The following is an 18,195-nucleotide window of genomic DNA, read 5'->3' on the forward strand; positions in this document are numbered from 1 at the left end:
AGGATTCAGACGAACTGGCAGCCGATCTTTTCCATGCCTTATATACCCGACCAGGTTGTCGGGTAACGGTTCACAACGACAGCATTAACTACCAGTGCGGAGTCAGCACAATGCTGACGGTTCAACAAGACGACGATGGATTTATACAACAAAAGAACGCCTTGAAAACAGCCCACCCTTTTGTGGTGATGAGCCTGCGTCAGGTTTTCCCAGAACACACGCCTCAACGAACGATTCAAAGCCATGATGTCACCCTGGGCACTCTATTGGATGACTTCGCCTATCTTTACCCTGTACCTCCCGGCACAACGGACTCTGAAGGTTATACCCGACTGCATCTGGCCAGTCGGGACGGTAATATCAGCCGTGTCAGACAATTGCTGGAAGAAGGTGAAAACCCTGGGTTTCGAAGCAGCGCCAATGTACTCAACCAGCCCGGCAGGACTGCACTGGATCTGGCAAGAGGTCATTCTGACATAGTCAGACTTCTTCGGTCGTACAATACCGAAGCTACTGATCACTCCATCGACTTCCAGGCAGGAGGCCTGACTGATGCGCTCCATTTATATCAATCACACTGGCCAGTCGAGCGCAAAACCGTTCCCGAAAACCCTCATCAGACCCATTGGGAAACCGTTCAAAAGCATGGTTCAGATACAACCGGTCAGTATTGTCAGTTCGGTTGTGGTCACAACAGCGGCAGCTTTGAATTCCGCAAGGCAGTGGTGGCCATTGGTCGGGGCGAAGACCCGGTTTCCAAGGGTATAGAGCGCACCGCTCAAGGGTTGATCAAAATTTCCTATGACCACTTTCCCGAAGAGACCCGTCAGGTTCTGAACGGTCTGGCAACCACCAACGAAGCCATTGACGCTGTGGTGGACTATGCCGATAAGGCGACCGGAAGAGTCGTTAGCAAAAAGTGGAACAGTTTGGACCAGCCGACACGGGATGAGCTGACGGGTTATGGTAAGATACTTTCGGTGATGGTGCCGCCAGCAAAGGTTCGGGGGTTGGCGAGCTCAACAAAATCATTTGGAGATTTATCCAGCTCGCAACAAAAGGCCATCAGATCACTAGAAAAGCAGATTGAAAATCATGAACAAAAACTTAAAGAATTTATAAACAATCCAACAATAAGACCCGGAATGGAGAATCTACCAAAAAATGTTATTAGAGAACAGCAAAAGCGCCGTATAGAACATTTAGAGACTGAAATAAATACATTCAAAAACAACATTAACAAAATTAAAAATGGAGAGCTTCAGTCATGATAAAAGGGAGATTTAATAGTAATCATGTGAATATTTGCAGTTTCAAGTTTTTCAACAAAATAACTGATTTTGATTGGCTGCCTCGATCTGTACTAATCACTACTTATGATCCAGTATCAGAAGAGGCATTAGATATAGATAGAATAATTAAAAAATTATTAGAAGCTGGTACAAAATATTTTACTTGCATAGGCGATAAATCAGAACATTTGCACGATAAAATCGATGATATCATTTGCTTACATGATTATAAAAATAAAACTGAATACTATAAAAGTGTAATAACAACATACCACTCTGAAGAGGAAATTAATGAAATTGCTTCTTACTTTTTTCTAGGTACATATTCAAATTTATCTGAGAAAGAATGCTTTTTAATTATTTTAGGAGAAACAAATTTTGATGCCAAACTAAGGGCTGACATAATAAGTCAGCTGGAGAAAATTAAGGAATAATAAAATATCAATCGAAATCCACATTTTTTTGTTTATAAAAAATCTAAGTTAAAGGAGCCTTGAGCAATCCAAAGATTCATACCAAAGAATCACAAGTGCTTGCGCTTAATCTAAAGCGCGCCTTGCACTCAACTATCAAACTGCTGCTATCCATCTGGACGCAATTTAGTATATTTCCCTATGCTGCAGACTCAGCTTGTCTGCCATCTCGGTCAGATGCTCGCCGTCAGCCTCTGATCCGAGTTTAATGAGCAAGCGCAGATCGTTGGGTGAATCGGCATGAGTCAGAGCTTCTTCGTAGGTTATTTCGCCATTGTTGTATAGATCAAACAGAGCCTGGTCGAAAGTCTGCATACCCAGCTCCCGGGATTTTCTCATAATTTCTTTGAGTTCATGGACGTCACCGTTGCGAATAATGTCCTTAATCAGAGGAGTCGTAAGCAATATCTCTACGGCTGCCCGACGACCTTTACCTTCACGGGTTCTCACCAGCTGCTGAGCAACAATACCTTTCAGGTTAAGAGACAGATCCATCCAGATCTGTGCATGGCGATCAGCCGGGAAAAAATGAATAATCCTTTCCAGTGCCTGGTTAGCATTGTTGGCGTGCAAGGTTGCCAGACAAAGGTGACCGGTCTCAGCAAAAGCCATGGCATATTCCATGGTTTCCCGGGTTCGTATTTCACCTATCATGATGACATCCGGCGCCTGACGCAGAGTATTCTTCAGAGCTATACCATACGACTCTGTGTCGATACCGACTTCACGCTGGGTAACGATTGAATTACGGTGCTGGTGAATAAATTCAATGGGATCTTCAATACTGATGATGTGTCCGGAAGCATGCTCGTTCCGATGGCCAATCATCGCTGCGAGAGAGGTGGATTTACCTGCGCCGGTCGCTCCAACAAAAATCACCAGACCCCGCTTGGTCATGGATAGATCTTTGATCACCTTTGGCAACTGGAGCTGATCCAGTGTCGGAATCTCTGTCTCAATCCTTCGCAGCACCATACCTGCAAGGTTTCGCTGATAAAAAGCACTGACCCGAAAACGGCCTATACGAGAGGCTGAAATGGCAAAGTTGCATTCATGCTCACGATTGAATTCCGCTTTCTGATCTTCATCCATAACGCCATAGACGATATCCCGTGTCATGGCCGGTGTTAAAGGTTCCTTACTGACAGGTACAACCCTGCCGTTGATTTTAAAACTGGGAGGAAAACCAGCCGTAATAAACAGATCAGAGGCCTTCTTGTCGACCATTACTTTGAGTAAGCGGTTGATATCCATAATGTCACGACCTTAGAAATTATCCGGATCTCTGGCTTTTTCCTGAGCAACTTCTCTGGCTACCACCCCTTTTCTCACCAGCTCATGAAGGCACTGATCCAGCGTCTGCATACCCAGCGAACCGCCGGTTTGGATCGCCGAATACATCTGGGCAATCTTGTCTTCACGGATCAGGTTACGGATAGCAGAAGTACCCACCATAATTTCGTGAGCTGCTACACGCCCACCACCGTTTCTCTTGAGCAGTGTCTGTGAAATAACTGCCTGAAGCGATTCTGAAAGCATGGAACGCACCATCGCCTTTTCCGCTCCTGGAAACACATCCACCACACGGTCAATGGTTTTAGCCGCTGAGGTGGTGTGCAGGGTACCAAACACCAGGTGACCGGTTTCTGCTGCGGTCAGTGCAAGACGAATGGTTTCCAGGTCACGCATCTCACCCACCAGAATGATATCGGGATCTTCACGAAGCGCTGAGCGGAGTGCCTCACTGAAGCTGTGGGTATCTCTGTGAACTTCCCGCTGGTTGACCAGACACTTTTTCGAGTTGTGGACAAATTCAATGGGGTCTTCAATGGTCAGTATGTGCTCATACTTGGTATCATTGATGTAATCCATCATGGCCGCCAGACTGGTACTTTTACCAGAGCCTGTGGGCCCGGTCACCAGCACCAGTCCACGAGGTTTCATGGCAATATCCTTGAAGACCTGACCCATGCCCAGATCTTCCATCGACAGGACCTTACTGGGGATAGTACGAAACACCGCACCGGCCCCACGGCTCTGATTAAAGGCATTGACACGAAAACGGGCTACACCCGGGACTTCAAAAGAAAAGTCAGTTTCCAGCTTCTCTTCATAGTCTTTGCGTTGTTTGTCGTTCATGATGTCATAGATCAAGCCGTGAACTTGCTTGTGATCCATGGGAGGCAGGTTGATCCGGCGAATATCCCCGTCAATACGAATCATGGGTGGAAGGCCAGATGAGATGTGAAGATCCGAAGCGCCTTGTTTGTAACTGAAGGCCAGCAGTTCGGTTATGTCCATGAATTTCCCCCTGAAACCCGGACGCAGGTAAAATAGACCGGGACATCTTCTTATTTTCGACCGAAACAGCCATGAGCCAAATAATTCAGCTCAGCCCGCATCATGAAAATAGCTGCAAAGCTAGCATGAGCTGAATTTTCCAAGGTGAATAGCAGTTTCTACTTATTAACGCACTACTGTACAGGCTGATGACCTTATTAAAAAGTCAATTCGATCAGGTTTTTGAAAGAATTCATAAAGCCGAGCGAGCCAGCGACCGGGAAGGCCTGGTGAAGCTTCTGGCAGTGAGTAAAACCAAACCCGCTGAGATGATTTCTGATGCATGGCAGCTGGGCCAGAGAGACTTCGGTGAAAATTATCTACAAGAAGCTGTGGATAAAATAACTCTGCTGAGTGATCTGGAAGGATTGGTCTGGCATTTTATCGGGCCTATCCAGTCAAACAAGACTCGTGAAATTGCCAACCACTTCCAGTGGGTTCACAGTGTCGATCGTTTGAAAATAGCCAAACGCCTTAGTGATCAGCGTCCAGACAACCTTCCTCCCCTGAATATCTGCCTGCAGGTGAATATCAGCGATGAAGAAAGTAAGTCCGGAGCCACTCTGGCAGAACTGCCGGAGCTGGTAGCCGCCATCTCTCAATTACCCAGACTGCAGTTGCGAGGGCTAATGGCAATACCTTCGCCGGAATCTGATCAGGATAAACAGCGAGTCCCCTTCAAAAAGCTGGCGGATACCCTTGAATCACTCAACCGTGATCACCATTTAGATATGGATACATTATCCATGGGTATGACCGGAGATCTGGAAGCAGCCATTGCCGAAGGTGCTACTATGGTTCGCATTGGTACCGCTCTATTTGGGGCCAGGAGTCTGAACCAGGGATAGAGCTCAAGCAGACAATTCAGCAAAACAAGTCAACAGCCTTGAGCGCTCTATAAAGCTTTTTGTCCCCGGTTCAGTCGCCCTACTATTCATCAAGGAATCAAGAATGACCGATAAGAACATCGCATTCATCGGTGCTGGAAATATGGCCACCAGCATCATCGGTGGATTGATTGAGCACGGCTGGCCCAAAGACAGGATATTTGCCTCCTGCCGAACAGAAGAAAGTGCCAGCAAACGTGCTGACGAGTTGGGTATTCAGGCTTTTACCAACAATCTCGAAGCAGCAGAAAAAGCTGATATTGTGGTATTGGCTGTTAAGCCCCAAATGATGAGAGCAGTTCTGACTGAACTAGCTCCGGCTTTACAGAGACAAAAGCCCTTTATTATTTCCGTGGCGGCGGGTATCCGTCTTGAAAGTCTGGACGCCTGGAGTGGCGGCGGTTTGCCCATTGTTCGCAGTATGCCCAATACCCCTTCACTGCTGCAGTGCGGTGCAACAGGCCTCTACGCAAATGCTCTGGTGAATGATGAGCTGAAAGCCATCACCAGCGGGATTTTTGAGCCTGTTGGCATACTTCATTGGCTGGAGCGAGAAGAGCAGATTGATACTATTACTGCTATTTCAGGCTCAGGACCCGCCTACTTTTTCCTGTTTATGGAAGCGATGGCAGAGGCCGGTGTAAAGCTGGGTCTGGATCATGAAACAGCTGAACGCTTTTCGTTGCAAACCGCTCTGGGAGCTGCAAACATGGCTATTCAGAGCGATGTCGATGCTGCCGAGCTTCGCAGAAGAGTGACCTCCCCTGGAGGCACGACTGAACAGGCACTAAAAACCTTCCGCCAGGAAGGCTTTGAAGAAGTGATTTATAAAGCCGTTAAGGCAGCTAAAAACCGGGGAGCAGAGCTGGCAGAACAGCTGGCTGACTAGTAAATCTTATGAGAGGCTGTATTTCCCGCATCAAGAGGTTTCATAGTAAACTGGTCGGGAGATAGCATACAGCCTCAGGAAGCACCATACTTCCCGGCTTGCTAACTTTTATTTAATGCTCATGTTATTTTTCGTTCATGACTGCTTAAACACGAAGGATTTTTATGTCAGCACTCTCATCCAGCCTCGTTTTTCTGATACAGACCCTGGGAGGTCTGTACATCATGGCTGTACTGCTGCGCTTTCTGCTTCAGCTGGTTAAAGCAGATTTCTACAACCCGATCTCCCAAGCCATTGTTAAAGTGACCTCACCATTACTGAATCCTCTGAGAAAAGTGATTCCGGGAGTGGGTGGCCTGGACCTGGCTTCCCTGACCCTTGCTCTGATACTGCAGATCCTTCTGGTCTATGTACTCTTTATGGTTCAGGGCTTTTCTGTTGCGGCCATTCCTCTGCCTCAGGTTTTGATTGTCAGCCTTAAAGAGCTGGTGAATGAGTTGTTGAATATCTATATGTTCAGCCTGATCATCATTGCCATTGCCAGTTGGGTAGCAGCTGGTAGCTACAATCCGGGTCTGATGCTGCTGCACCAGCTGACTGAGCCACTGAGCAGCCGGATCAGAAAGGTGATTCCGCCCCTGGGAGGTCTCGACTTTTCTTTAATGGTACTGGTTCTGGTGATCATTACCCTGAAGAACTTTGTAGCCGCTCTCTAAACCTCTCAGTTCCGGTGCTATAGTTTTCCTGTATAACCTCTTTAGTTTTTCAGGGAATTTCCATGGCACCGGATGCTCGTTTCAGCTGTAGCCTGTCACGCTGTTTTCTGGCTTTTCTTTTTCTAACCGTCTTTCCACCTGCTCATTCCGATCAGGCTCTGATTGATGAAGACACTGAGTTGTCTTTTAAATATGAGTTTGATGATCGGGAGCTGGAAGCCGGTTATGAACTGCATATCGAAGGACTCAATCAGTCTGATTCTGCACTGATCCTCATCATCCGAATTGATAATGAGGATTCCAGCAGTTACAGAACCCGGTTCAATCGGGAGTTCAGTATCCAACCTGGACCTTTTTCTCTCGCGATCCCCGTCACCGCTCTGAAGACTTCTGGCAAACACCCTTTGCCTCAACCCTATACCAAGATGATCATTTTCGTTTCAGGGAAATCAGACGGAGTGATACTGAACAAGGCCTCCTTCAAGCAGCCCCCTCCTCCAGAGAAAAATGTTCTGGCCCTGGATTTCGGTCTGCTGGATAGCCCTGTCTTTCCCGGGTTTGAACTGATCCTCCCGAAAGACCGTCGGATAAAGGGCGACTTACGCCCACGCAACCGTACTTCGGGTGACCCGCTTATTCAGGATGGCTTTGAAGGCATTGAAAGCTTGAGCCTGCCTTGGCCAAACGGTACCTGGAAACTTAGCCTCTGGACCCGGGAACAGGGGGAATGGGAATACCTGCCCCACTATTTGAAAAAGAAAATCATTGCCGAAAACAACATACTGCTGGATCAGAGCCTTTCATCTGAGCAGTGGGTCAATGAATACTATCTTGAGGGGATGAAAAAGGAAGCCATCATTGATGGTGACCTATGGGCGCTGGTTGGTGAGCGAAGAAGCGGATTTCTGCAAACCACGATAAAAATCTCCGATGAGCAGTTAAACCTGCGCCTGGAAGGAGACAAGACAGCTCAATTTCTTTCCGGACTGGTGCTTGAACCCATAGAGGGTCAGTTTGCTGACAAAGTCGAAGAGAACAGAAAGGCTCGAATGCTCTCACAATGGCCCGTTTCAACGCCTGAGTACCCTACTCCCGAGGCATTGGAACTTAAAGATGTTTCAGCCATCCCCTTCAAGCCTTCAGAACAGGCTAAAACCTACCTGACTCCGGGTGGCTCTCAGCTTAATCTGACCTTTCAGATTCAAAGCCCTACAGACGACGCCTCTCCAGTCATCGCCATTGCTCAGCCCAGAAAAGCCAATGGTAAAAAGTTAACGGTTAGCAAGCGCTATGGTCACTGGCGCTTTGAGCGCCCCCATCCCAACGCTACCTCATTGATTGCCAGCAACAGTCTTCTGAGAGGAGATATGGAGTCTCTGACATTATCGTCCAAGCTGCCCAGAGACATTCACCTCCAGATCAGCATACCCACTGACGCAGAACCCGGACTCTACTCGGGCAGTATTCAGCTATTCAGCAAAACCGCCTTACTCGTTCAGGATTACAATGTAAGGGTACTCCCCTTTGATCTACCAAGGCTGGATAAACCGGTAGGCCTTTATCTTGAGCCAGCCCCTTTTTACCAGTGGTTTAAAGATTTGCAAAGCCGAAAACCCTTTTCAACGGCCTGTGATCTTTCTCTGCTGGCCACGATGGGATTTACCAGCGTTGCTCCGGCACTGGATACCCCTAATACAAGAGATGCCAGAAAAAATTTCATTCGACAACTGGCCCAACTCAGACGCTTTGGTTTTGACCAGTCGGTACTGGCCTATGCCCCACTAAAACGGCTTTTGGTTGCTCAGTCCCAGGAAGACGCAATCAAGTCTCTGGTCCAAGTCAAAATGCTCTTGAGCCAGAACCAACTGCCCGAACCCTACTGGTCCATTTATGACGAACCAGTACCAGAAAAAACACCTGAGATCATCAACACTGCTCGACAGATTCATGGCCAGACGCTGGAAATGGCAACGGCAGGGCACCTGAATAATCCCAGACAGACCAACCTGATGGAAGTCACAGATCTCGCCATCATCAATCATGGTTTTGGCGTTAGCAAAGATTCCATTGCTGCGATCAAAAATAACCGGAATGTCTGGTTGTATAACATGCCAAACCCCAGGCTGGCGGCCGGATTCTATTTATGGAAGTCCGGGGCTGATGGTTATCTGCAATGGCATGGCCGTATGCCGACCGCAGATCCTTTTGATCCCACCGATGGTCGCGAGGGAGATGTTATTTATATGTATCCTTGGGCCGGCAGTTGCCCATCTACCATGACTATTCACCAACGTCTGTTATCACTTCAGGAGGCGGTAACGGACTTGCGCTGGATGTTGTGGCTGGAGGCAGAGGCCGCTGTTGATAGCAAAGCTAAGGAGCTGGTAGAACAAATCAGCCGGAAAATACCTGGCCACTGGAAAGTTGCAGAGAAAAACCTTTCCAACCAGGACATACTGACGATCAGAAAATTGATCCTTGAATACGCAGAATTAAAATCGCAGACGGCAGCCGTCAGCCGTCAGCCGTCAGCCACACTGAGTAATAGACTCAGGGGAGTGCAGGATCATGAAAATAGGCTCGGGCAATAATAAAGTCGACAGACCTATAGATTCCTCCTCCGTGGAAACATCATCCAGAAAAACTTCAGGCTCTTATCTGAACAGGGAAAATTACTCGCACTTCGTTTCAAAACTTATGAATGCAACAATCCCAAAGGCAACGTCCAGATTCAGGAAGCCTGGCTGGAGGAGGATGGTGAATGGTCTATTTACGAAGGACCTGACCGAAAGAATGCGATAGAAGTTCTGGCTAAGCCTCCAGAAAAAGAAGGTGCAAAAGTGCTTCCTTATACCGCTGATGTTGATCCTTTATTGGAAGCCTTCCCACTCTCAGAACTTGATCTTGGCGGTAAAGATAAGCTTCCACTGCCTCTTATTTCTGATGCAGTTGTACGCAAGCAGGTAGAAACTTACAAAGATCGTCTCAAGTCCCAATTTATAGAAGGCCGGATTAATGCTGATCAGTTTGTGATGAAACTCAGTCATTATCACGACCTGGAAAAAGAACTGCTAAAAGACTTTTTCACCGGTGTCACTGCGGATGGAGAACATTTCGAAAAAGAAGACCCTGAGATGGGCAATGTGACTCAGAGAACCCGCGACATGGTCTCTCACTATAAAAAGGAATTAAAAGCAGAGGAAGATGTTGTTCATCACAATGTTGATGCTCACAGTCTGGCCACAGATGAATCCGCCAATTATCCGATTACAGCCTTCTTTCCTGAAAACATGGGTATGTATGGCGGTGTCTGCATGATCTTCACCGAACAGCAGCTTCTGGATGTCATGTTTGAATTAATGGGGGCAGGTTATGAGCCGGAAAAAAACTTACTCTGGGGAAAAACAAGAGCCAGACGCCCTTCGTTCAATCATGCACTTCACCAGCTGGAAGCGTTGAAAACTTCCCAGCAACAAAAAGATGAAAGACTGGTCGCTGATATTGAGAAATACTGGAGTGTAGATACCTCACCTGCCAGTAACGAACTCGAAGAAGAAGTCATGGACTTCCTGCTGCAAGCATCCGTCAAACAACAGACCGAGATTGAACTGGCTATGCGCAAACTCTCTACATCCAGTTTTTCCAGTGAGGATGGTCTAAACAGCTCTGACTCAGCTATCGACCTTGACAGCGACGATGATCTTCGCAGTTCCGATTCAGCCATCAGTTTAGACAGTGAAGATGAGGATCTTACTATCACCAGCTCTTCACAGAGAAGCTCCAAACACAGACCTTCCCTCGATAGCATTCGTGAAGAAGACGACCCGGGATACAGCTCAGAAAATGAATCTGAAGATCGACATGATGACTTAGCTCGACAAAAACTCAAGGCAAGAAGAAACCTTCGATCATCTGGATTATCAGGCCAGGAAATCAGCGACGAATAGAAAACGGAAAGTTTGAATAAAACAGGGCTCAAGGAGGAGCATACATGTCCCACATACCCGGCTCCACGCCACCCAGCCAACGTCCACAAAATGATTATGTTACGTCCTCGCCCAAGTCCGGCTCTGCCGACAATGTCCCCAATGAAAAAGTGGGCCAACTGAGTGGCATGCAAGTCAGGCCGACTGATGTAGAAAAACAGATTCCGGAAAAGAAGTCAGAAGATACCAAAACGCCTCAGAAACTATTGGCAGAGCGAGACGTTGTAGAAGCTAAAGGTTCCCGTTTTCCCAGACTGCAAAAATTATTGATCAGTCTGAAAAAGTGGGCTGCCAGACATCATCTCTATACACCCAGGTTTGAAGCCAAATCACTGTCAGCTGAGCAGCTTGGAACGGCTCTAAAACAATGGCAAGGTAACCCTAAAGTGCAGCAGCTGTTAGCTGGAAAGCAAAACATGCTGGATATGAGTGGATTAAGACTGTCTTCAGGTTTCCCTGAAAATACTAAATTAAGCAGCTTCTTTGCTGACGGCTCAGGGAAAGTCAGTTTACCCGTTGTGCTCAAGCAGGTTGATTTTTCAGGCGCCGACTTAAGTCATCTCGACCTTACCGACGTAATCTTCGAAGAGTGTGATTTCAGTCATGCAACTCTCAACCGTACCAAAATGGGAAACGCTGCCTGTACCCGCTGTAATTTCGACAGCGCCAATATGCAAGGTCTTGTAGCCAGCAACCTGACGATGGGTGACTGCAGTCTGACTCACGCCAAAATGAGTAGCGCTAGTATGACCGATTGTGTTGCATATGGATGCAAAGTGGACAGCCACACAGATCTTACATCCGCCGTTATTAAGGATAGTGATATTCGAGGTATAGATGTTGGTACCGCAGATTTTTCACATGCCAAAATGACCAACACCAAAATCAATCGGCTGGCCTTAGGACACACCTTAGCCGGTGCAACACTGGATACTGTCAAATATGGCAGTGTTGTACTGCCCACAGAGGTTGGTGGAGTTAATAGCCTGACTCTTAGGAACATGAAACTCCACTTGGGAGTAGGTCGAGGTGATGCCAACATGCAGGACCCTGTTGGCAAAATGTACCACTGTCATTTCGAAAACTGTGATGTGAAGATGCACGGTTATCATTATATAGCCAAGGACTGTACTTTCTCAGACTGCGACCACCTAAGTCTGCAGGTCGGCGAACGCTCAATGATCGAAGGCTGCACATTCACTAATAATAAAGGGATGGAAGCATCCAGGCTGGGCTACAGTTCTTCCTTTTCGGACAATACTCTTAGTGGTTGTAACTTTCCTTCCAAGCTTCTAGAGCATGTCAGGCAGAAAACAGGGAATACTGGAATTTAGCCTCAAATAACCCTGAGAATTGCTCCATGCATTCTCAGGATACAAGCCACCTCTGGCCATAAAAAAGCCCGTCACTGCAAAACAGAGACGGGCTTTTTCGATCAGGCATTGGCTTACAGAAGCAAACGACGAATGTCTGACAGAAGACTGCCCAGCATGGTGGTGAAGCGAGCAGCGTCAGCACCATTGACCACGCGGTGATCATACGACAGCGACAGAGGGCACATCAGGCGTGCATCAAAGTCTTTACCATTCCAAACAGGCTTCATAGCCGCCTTGGAGATACCCAGAATAGCCACTTCAGGCGCATTCACGATGGGAGTAAAGGCAGTACCACCAACAGAACCAAGGCTGGAGATAGTGAAGCAGCCACCCTGCATTTCTGCAGGCTTCAGCTTCTTATCACGAGCTTTGCCAGCCAGTTCGATGCACTCTCTGGAGAGATCCCAGATACCTTTTTGGTCAACATTCTTGATGACAGGTACCAGCAGACCGTCTGGAGTATCTACAGCAACACCAATATTGACGTACTTCTTATAGATAACAGACTCACCGTTTTCACTCAGGGAAGAGCAGAAGATTGGCATCTCTTTCAGTACATAAGCCACAGCCTTCAGGAAGAAAGGCAGTGGAGTTAGCTTGGTGCCCTGAGCTTCCGCCAGCGCCTTGTTGGCCTTACGGAAAGATTCCAGTTCAGTAATGTCCGCTTCATCAAACTGAGTTACGTGAGGCACGTTCAGCCAGGAGCGCTGGAAGTTCTGAGCCGCTACCTTACGGAGACGGTTCAGGGCTACTTCTTCGATTTCACCCCACTTGGCGTAATCCTGAGCAGGAACGGGAGGAATACCAGCACCACCGGTTGCAGCCTGAGGTTTGCTCACTTCAGCCAGCTTGCTCTTAACGTATGCCTGAACGTCTTCTTTCAGGATACGACTGCGAGGGCCTGTGCCTTTCACCAGTTCCAGATTAACGCCAAACTCACGAGCAAGCCTGCGAACAGCTGGGCCTGCGTGGAAATTGCGATTGGCTTTTTCAAGCTCTGCTCTCTCTGGTTCTAACAGTTTCTGACCAGAAGCCGGAGCGACAGGCGCAGGTGCTTTTACAGCAGGAGCCGCTGGGGCTGGAGCAGCGGCTGGTGCCACAGCACCGTCTTTGGTCTCAACCTTTACAATCAGGTTGCCCTGGCTCAGCTTGTCGCCTTCTTTAACGCAGATCTCTTTCACGACACCGGCAAAAGGAGAAGGCACTTCCATGGTTGCTTTGTCTGACTCCAGAACAACCAGGGAGTCTTCTTCAGCTACCTCATCGCCTACTGCTACGCAGATTTCGATGACAGGAACGTCTTCTGCACCAATGTCAGGCACAGTGACTTCCTGCACACCACCAGCAACAGGCGCAGCTGCCGGAGCAGGTGCAGCTGCTGGAGCCGGAGCGGCAGCTTGAGGAGCTTCAGCCTGTGGGGCTGGTGCAGCGCCACCAGTGGTTTCAACTTTAACCACCAGGTCGCCCTGATTCATCTCGTCACCTTCTTTAACGCAGATCTCTTTGACTACGCCAGAGAAAGGAGAAGGTACTTCCATGGTGGCCTTGTCGGATTCCAAAACCACCAGGGAATCTTCTTCAGAGATCTCGTCACCTACAGCAACACAGATTTCAATCACGGGTACGTTTTCAGCACCAATGTCCGGAATCAATATTTCCTGAATACTGCTGGCTGCCGCTGCCGCAGGAGCGGGAGCCGATGCAGCTGGCGCAGAAACAGGCTCTGGTTGTGCAACCGGTGCTGGAGCGGCTACGGCTGCAGCACCTGCTGCTGCCATCTTCAGCATGGCATCACCTTCAGACACACTGTCACCCACCTTCAACAGGATCTCGGAGATCTTGCCGTCACGGGGAGCAGGCACTTCCATGGATGCCTTGTCTGACTCCAGTACAATCAGGGAGTCATCGGCAGAAACGGAATCACCGGGAGCAACGCAGATTTCAATAACTTCTGCACTGCCGCTGCCGATGTCCGGGACCTTGATAATTTCATCGCTCATTCGGGATAACCTTATGTCGTGAAAAATATTTCACCGCTCGGTTTTTTTATGTCTTATGAAGCGCAAAAACATTTTCCTATCGCTATGGGCATTCAGTATGAAATCCGGCACCAGACTCTTCATGGAGCAAGCCATTGAATGAGTCATAGCGCCGGACTGCATAAAATCAGCAGTACAGTGGGTTAGCTTTTTCGCCGTCGATATTGAACTTCTTCATCGCACCTTCCAGTACAGACACTTCCAGTTCACCATCTTTAACCAGACCGTACAGGGCAGCAACAACAACGAAGTAGCGATCCACTTCAAAGAATTCACGCAGCTTCTCACGGGTATCGGAACGACCGAAACCATCAGTACCCAAAGCAATGAAGGTAGCCGGTACGAACTCACGGATCTGGTCAGCGTAAATCTTCATGTAGTCAGAAGAAGCCACTACCGGGCCTTTACGGCCAGCCAGATTCTGTTCTACCCAGCCTACCTGCTTCTTAGCGCCAGGGTTCAGCATGTTATAACGAGCCGCAGACATGCCATCACGACGCAGTTCGTTGAAGCTGGTTGCACTCCAGATATCGGACTCAATACCAAAGTCATTACGCAGAATGTCGGCCGCTGCACGAACTTCTTCCATAATGGTGCCACAACCCATCAGCTGGACTTTCAGGCCGTCGTTCTTGGAGTTTTCTTCAAAGCAGTACAGCCCTTTCACGATGCCTTCAATGACACCATCGCCTTCAGGCATGGCTGGCATCTTGTAGCTGTCGTTCATCGTGGTGATGTAGTACCAGACGCTTTCATTCTCGCCGTACATACGACGCAGACCATCCTGCACGATCACAGCCAGTTCGTAACCGTAGGTCGGATCGTAACTGATGCAGTTAGGTACGGTAGAAGCCAGAATGTGGCTGTGGCCGTCCTGATGCTGCAGACCTTCACCATTCAGAGATGTACGACCGGAGGTAGCACCAATCAGGAAACCACGAGCCTGGATATCACCTGCAGCCCAAGCCAGGTCACCCGTACGCTGGAAACCAAACATGGAATAGAAGGCATAGAATGGAATCATCGGTATGTTGTTGTTGCTGTATGACGTTGCAGCAGCAATCCAGGCAGCGTGCGCGCCTGCTTCATTAATACCTTCTTCCAGGATCTGTCCCTGCTTGGACTCTTTGTAGAACATCACCTGATCAGAGTCGACTGGTTCATACATCTGACCTTCAGCAGAGTAGATACCCAGCTGTCGGAACATACCTTCCATACCAAAGGTACGAGCTTCGTCCGGAATAATCGGTACGATGTGCTTGCCGATAGCCTTGTCTTTAGCCAGAGCAGCCAGAACACGAACGTAAGCCATAGTGGTGGAGATTTCACGCTCACCACTGCCTTTCAGAACAGGTTCAAATACTTTCAGATCAGGAATCTGTAGCTGAACTTCAGACTGCTGACGACGCTGAGGAATGAAGCCACCCAGTTTTTCACGATGCTTGCGCATGTAAATCATTTCCGGGCTGTCTTCTGCTGGCTTGAAGTAAGGCAGGCTGGACAGGTCTTCATCTTTGATGGGCAGGTCAAAGCGGTCACGGAACTGCTTCAGATCATCAATAGGGAGTTTCTTAACGTTATGACTCACGTTAGAAGCTTCACCGGTAGTACCAGTACCATAGCCTTTAACGGTCTTGGCCAGGATGATGGTTGGCTGATCTGTGTGGTTTACAGCAGCATGGTATGCAGCATAAACCTTATATGGATCGTGACCACCACGGTTCAAACGCCAGATGTCATCATCAGACAGGTGCTCAACCATTTTCTTGGTTTCTGGGTAGCGGCCAAAGAAGTTTTCACGAGTCCAGGCTCCGCCCTTGGCTTTACAGTTCTGATAGTCGCCGTCTACAGCTTCATCCATCAGTTTCTGCAGCATGCCGTCTTTATCCTGAGCAAACAGCTGATCCCAATGGCGACCCCAGGTCACCTTGATTACATTCCAGCCTGCTCCACGGAAGACACCTTCCAGCTCCTGCATAATCTTGCCGTTACCACGAACCGGTCCGTCCAGACGCTGCAGGTTACAGTTAACAACAAAGACCAGATTATCCAGCTTTTCACGACCTGCCAGAGAAATAGCACCAGTGGATTCCGGCTCGTCCATTTCACCATCACCCAGGAAAGCCCAGACTTTACGGTTCTGCTCAGGGGCCATACCACGGTTAATCAGGTACTTCATGAAACGTGCCTGATAGATAGCCTGCAGTGGACCCAGACCCATGGATACTGTTGGGAACTGCCAGAAGTCCGGCATCAGGTGTGGATGCGGGTAAGAAGAAAGACCTTCGCCTTCTACTTCCTGACGGAAACCGTCCAGCTGATTTTCGCTCAGACGACCTTCCAGAAAAGCGCGGGAGTATATACCCGGAGCTGTGTGGCCCTGGTAGTAAACCAGATCGCCTTCACGGCTATTGTCATAGCCATGGAAGAAGTAGTTGTAACCGATGTCATACAGGGTTGCACTGGAGGCAAAGGAAGAAATGTGGCCACCCAGAGAACTGTCCTTCTGGTTAGCACGCATTACCATAGCCAGCGCGTTCCAACGAACCAGGGAACGGATTCTACGTTCCATGAACAGGTCACCCGGCATTCTCGCTTCTTTTTCAGGCGGAATGGTATTGCGATAAGGGGTAGTAATCGCATAGGGCAGCTGGGTACCTTTCGCTCTGGCATGCTGAGAAAGACGAGTCATCAGGTAATGAGCTCTGTCTTCCCCTTCTTTTTCCAGTACGGAATCCAGGGCTTCCAGCCACTCCTGGGTTTCGATGGGGTCGATGTCGTGCATATAGTTTGCTCCGAGAATTGAGCGCTGTAACCGGTTCGAAAAGAAGCATCCGCTGAATGGGTCATCTGCCCTGCCATTGATGCACCCTTCCATTTCGATTTCCCAGACAAAAGTACACTGCGGCCACACAGCCTTGAGCAAATTAACAGCCTTGAGCAAATTAACCGCCTTGAGCAAATTAACCGCCTTGAGCGAATTAACCGCCTTAGTCTGAACCATGAAAACCCACAATCTGAATGACGGTTTTTCATAGCTGTGCCCGTGAAATTCTGTTTGTCAGGATAGTCGAGGCTTACCTCTGATGGACTGCCTTTTTGGCTCAGGGCTGGCTTTCAGCCCTTATCACCAGTGAAAACCGATGATTAAACGACGTGAGCCTCTAGCGCCAAACTGTTATCCAATGTTAACTGTCTGAGCCTTCAATCAACTTCACACCCAGGAGGGTGGCGAGTGAAATTGCTCACCATGAGCCTTTGCAAATCAAGGGGTCTAAGGAGGCTGACCGAGAATAGGTACCCCGGCTTAAAGTCCAGAAAGAACGGCCGCAGCCTTGAGCGGTTCTAGACAGCTCCACTTAATTTGATTAAATAGGTCAACTATTCGCACTAATTAAGTGGAAAATCTGCCTCGTTCTACTGAGCTTTATGCTCGGGCGCTATTCTCGGTCAGCCTCCTGGCAGCTCTTAAACAGCCCTGAGCCCTTACAGCCCTGAGCCCTTACAGCCCTGAGCCCATACAGCCCTGAGCTCGAATCAGCGCCAGGCATTCTTTCCACTGAATTTGAATGGCAACGATGGCCTCAACAAATCCAATAAAAAATCTGCCCTGTCTGTTTGAGCTTAATGTTCGACCACCATCGCCATCAGGCTTCCCGCCGGGTGATCGGTCCCGGTTGGATTTTCATATTGGTGAGAAGAAGACAGAGTTTAAACCTTCAAAAAATTGATATCGATCAATTTTGTAATTGAACTACAAGATAAGCAAAATCCGCAATGAGTACCAGTACTTAGGTGTAGTAAAGTTACAAAAATATATCAAAAGCTGCTACAAAATCACATATACCAATGAAATCCCCATGACAAACTCATCGTTCAACAAGAAAAAACACTGGCAGCGCATACCCTAATAGCAATTTCCGCCCTGACTTTTACCCTGCCCTTACGAAGGAAAAAGTCAAAATCCCCTATCAAGACAAGAAATATGCTCACGGTTTATTCAGATATCCACTATCTGGCAAAATATCACCAAACAATTTCCTCTGAACGCAGAAATTATTCCTTATTGTAAAGGCTCTTAGTGGATTCCGGGGAGCTGGAAACAGGATGACTTATGTGGCTATGAATAGAAGACGTTTTCTTGTAAAACAGTGTCATGAAACTTTATGACCTCCTCGATAACGCCAAGTGCTATGA

At 48.2% G+C, this 18,195-nt stretch carries 12 protein-coding genes; 8 read left to right on the top strand and 4 right to left on the bottom strand.

Annotated elements, in window-relative coordinates:
* Together ACR2PX_RS19285 and ACR2PX_RS19290 are read left to right on the top strand one after the other, a co-directional pair.
* On the top strand, positions 1 to 1,271 hold a 1,271-nt coding region (locus ACR2PX_RS19285; protein ID WP_434000989.1), incomplete at its 5' end, for an ankyrin repeat domain-containing protein.
* Complete coding sequence (locus tag ACR2PX_RS19290) at positions 1,268 to 1,726, top strand: DUF7684 family protein (RefSeq protein ID WP_434000990.1); 459 nt, start codon at positions 1,268 to 1,270, stop codon at positions 1,724 to 1,726. The genes ACR2PX_RS19285 and ACR2PX_RS19290, both read left to right, overlap by 4 nt.
* A 165-nt stretch (positions 1,727 to 1,891) precedes the next feature.
* Here the strand turns inward: ACR2PX_RS19290 and ACR2PX_RS19295 are convergent, their stop codons facing one another.
* Positions 1,892 to 3,019 carry a PilT/PilU family type 4a pilus ATPase gene (locus tag ACR2PX_RS19295; RefSeq protein WP_434000991.1) on the bottom strand — a complete coding sequence of 376 codons (1,128 nt, stop codon included), beginning with the start codon at positions 3,017 to 3,019 and terminating at the stop codon, positions 1,892 to 1,894.
* A gap of 12 nt (positions 3,020 to 3,031) precedes the next feature.
* Positions 3,032 to 4,066, bottom strand: a complete 1,035-nt coding sequence (locus ACR2PX_RS19300) for a type IV pilus twitching motility protein PilT (RefSeq protein WP_434000992.1) — start codon at positions 4,064 to 4,066, stop codon at positions 3,032 to 3,034.
* A 188-nt stretch (positions 4,067 to 4,254) separates the two neighbouring features.
* Here ACR2PX_RS19300 and ACR2PX_RS19305 point away from each other — a divergent pair, with 188 nt between their 5' ends.
* The 6 genes from ACR2PX_RS19305 (at position 4,255) to ACR2PX_RS19330 (ending at position 11,917) form a co-directional block, all read left to right on the top strand.
* Positions 4,255 to 4,953, top strand: a complete 699-nt coding sequence (locus ACR2PX_RS19305) for a YggS family pyridoxal phosphate-dependent enzyme (protein ID WP_434000993.1) — start codon at positions 4,255 to 4,257, stop codon at positions 4,951 to 4,953.
* Between the two features lie 103 nt (positions 4,954 to 5,056).
* Positions 5,057 to 5,881, top strand: a complete 825-nt coding sequence (proC, locus tag ACR2PX_RS19310) for a pyrroline-5-carboxylate reductase (RefSeq protein ID WP_434000994.1) — start codon at positions 5,057 to 5,059, stop codon at positions 5,879 to 5,881.
* A gap of 164 nt (positions 5,882 to 6,045) precedes the next feature.
* Positions 6,046 to 6,597 (top strand): YggT family protein, encoded by a 552-nt coding sequence (locus tag ACR2PX_RS19315; RefSeq protein WP_434000995.1) that lies wholly within the window; start codon positions 6,046 to 6,048, stop codon positions 6,595 to 6,597.
* A gap of 62 nt (positions 6,598 to 6,659) precedes the next feature.
* Positions 6,660 to 9,188 carry a hypothetical protein gene (locus tag ACR2PX_RS19320; RefSeq protein WP_434000996.1) on the top strand — a complete coding sequence of 843 codons (2,529 nt, stop codon included), beginning with the start codon at positions 6,660 to 6,662 and terminating at the stop codon, positions 9,186 to 9,188.
* A 249-nt stretch (positions 9,189 to 9,437) separates the two neighbouring features.
* The gene (locus ACR2PX_RS19325) at positions 9,438 to 10,544 is read left to right on the top strand and encodes a hypothetical protein (RefSeq protein ID WP_434000997.1); all 1,107 of its coding nucleotides are present in this window, start codon (positions 9,438 to 9,440) and stop codon (positions 10,542 to 10,544) included.
* 44 nt (positions 10,545 to 10,588) lie between these two features.
* The gene (locus ACR2PX_RS19330) at positions 10,589 to 11,917 is read left to right on the top strand and encodes a pentapeptide repeat-containing protein (protein ID WP_434000998.1); all 1,329 of its coding nucleotides are present in this window, start codon (positions 10,589 to 10,591) and stop codon (positions 11,915 to 11,917) included.
* Positions 11,918 to 12,030: 113 nt separating this feature from the next.
* On the opposite strand, the gene aceF is transcribed toward ACR2PX_RS19330, so the two are convergent.
* A complete protein-coding gene (aceF, locus tag ACR2PX_RS19335; protein WP_434000999.1) occupies positions 12,031 to 13,959 on the bottom strand; it encodes a dihydrolipoyllysine-residue acetyltransferase in 1,929 nt (642 codons plus the stop codon).
* A gap of 166 nt (positions 13,960 to 14,125) precedes the next feature.
* Positions 14,126 to 16,783 (bottom strand): pyruvate dehydrogenase (acetyl-transferring), homodimeric type, encoded by a 2,658-nt coding sequence (gene aceE, locus ACR2PX_RS19340; protein ID WP_434001000.1) that lies wholly within the window; start codon positions 16,781 to 16,783, stop codon positions 14,126 to 14,128.
* Positions 16,784 to 18,195 lie beyond the last annotated feature (1,412 nt).

It is taken from the genome of Endozoicomonas sp. (assembly GCF_051008435.1).
Lineage (GTDB): Bacteria > Pseudomonadota > Gammaproteobacteria > Pseudomonadales > Endozoicomonadaceae > Endozoicomonas_A.

Bases quoted from the DNA above. Each gene is read 5' to 3' on its own strand.
- ACR2PX_RS19290 (WP_434000990.1), top strand. From the start codon at position 1,268: ATGATAAAAGGGAGATTTAATAGTAATCATGTGAATATTTGCAGTTTC.
- ACR2PX_RS19295 (WP_434000991.1), bottom strand. From the start codon at position 3,019: ATGGATATCAACCGCTTACTCAAAGTAATGGTCGACAAGAAGGCCTCT.
- ACR2PX_RS19300 (WP_434000992.1), bottom strand. From the start codon at position 4,066: ATGGACATAACCGAACTGCTGGCCTTCAGTTACAAACAAGGCGCTTCG.
- ACR2PX_RS19305 (WP_434000993.1), top strand. From the start codon at position 4,255: ATGACCTTATTAAAAAGTCAATTCGATCAGGTTTTTGAAAGAATTCAT.
- proC (WP_434000994.1), top strand. From the start codon at position 5,057: ATGACCGATAAGAACATCGCATTCATCGGTGCTGGAAATATGGCCACC.
- ACR2PX_RS19315 (WP_434000995.1), top strand. From the start codon at position 6,046: ATGTCAGCACTCTCATCCAGCCTCGTTTTTCTGATACAGACCCTGGGA.
- ACR2PX_RS19320 (WP_434000996.1), top strand. From the start codon at position 6,660: ATGGCACCGGATGCTCGTTTCAGCTGTAGCCTGTCACGCTGTTTTCTG.
- ACR2PX_RS19330 (WP_434000998.1), top strand. From the start codon at position 10,589: ATGTCCCACATACCCGGCTCCACGCCACCCAGCCAACGTCCACAAAAT.
- aceF (WP_434000999.1), bottom strand. From the start codon at position 13,959: ATGAGCGATGAAATTATCAAGGTCCCGGACATCGGCAGCGGCAGTGCA.
- aceE (WP_434001000.1), bottom strand. From the start codon at position 16,783: ATGCACGACATCGACCCCATCGAAACCCAGGAGTGGCTGGAAGCCCTG.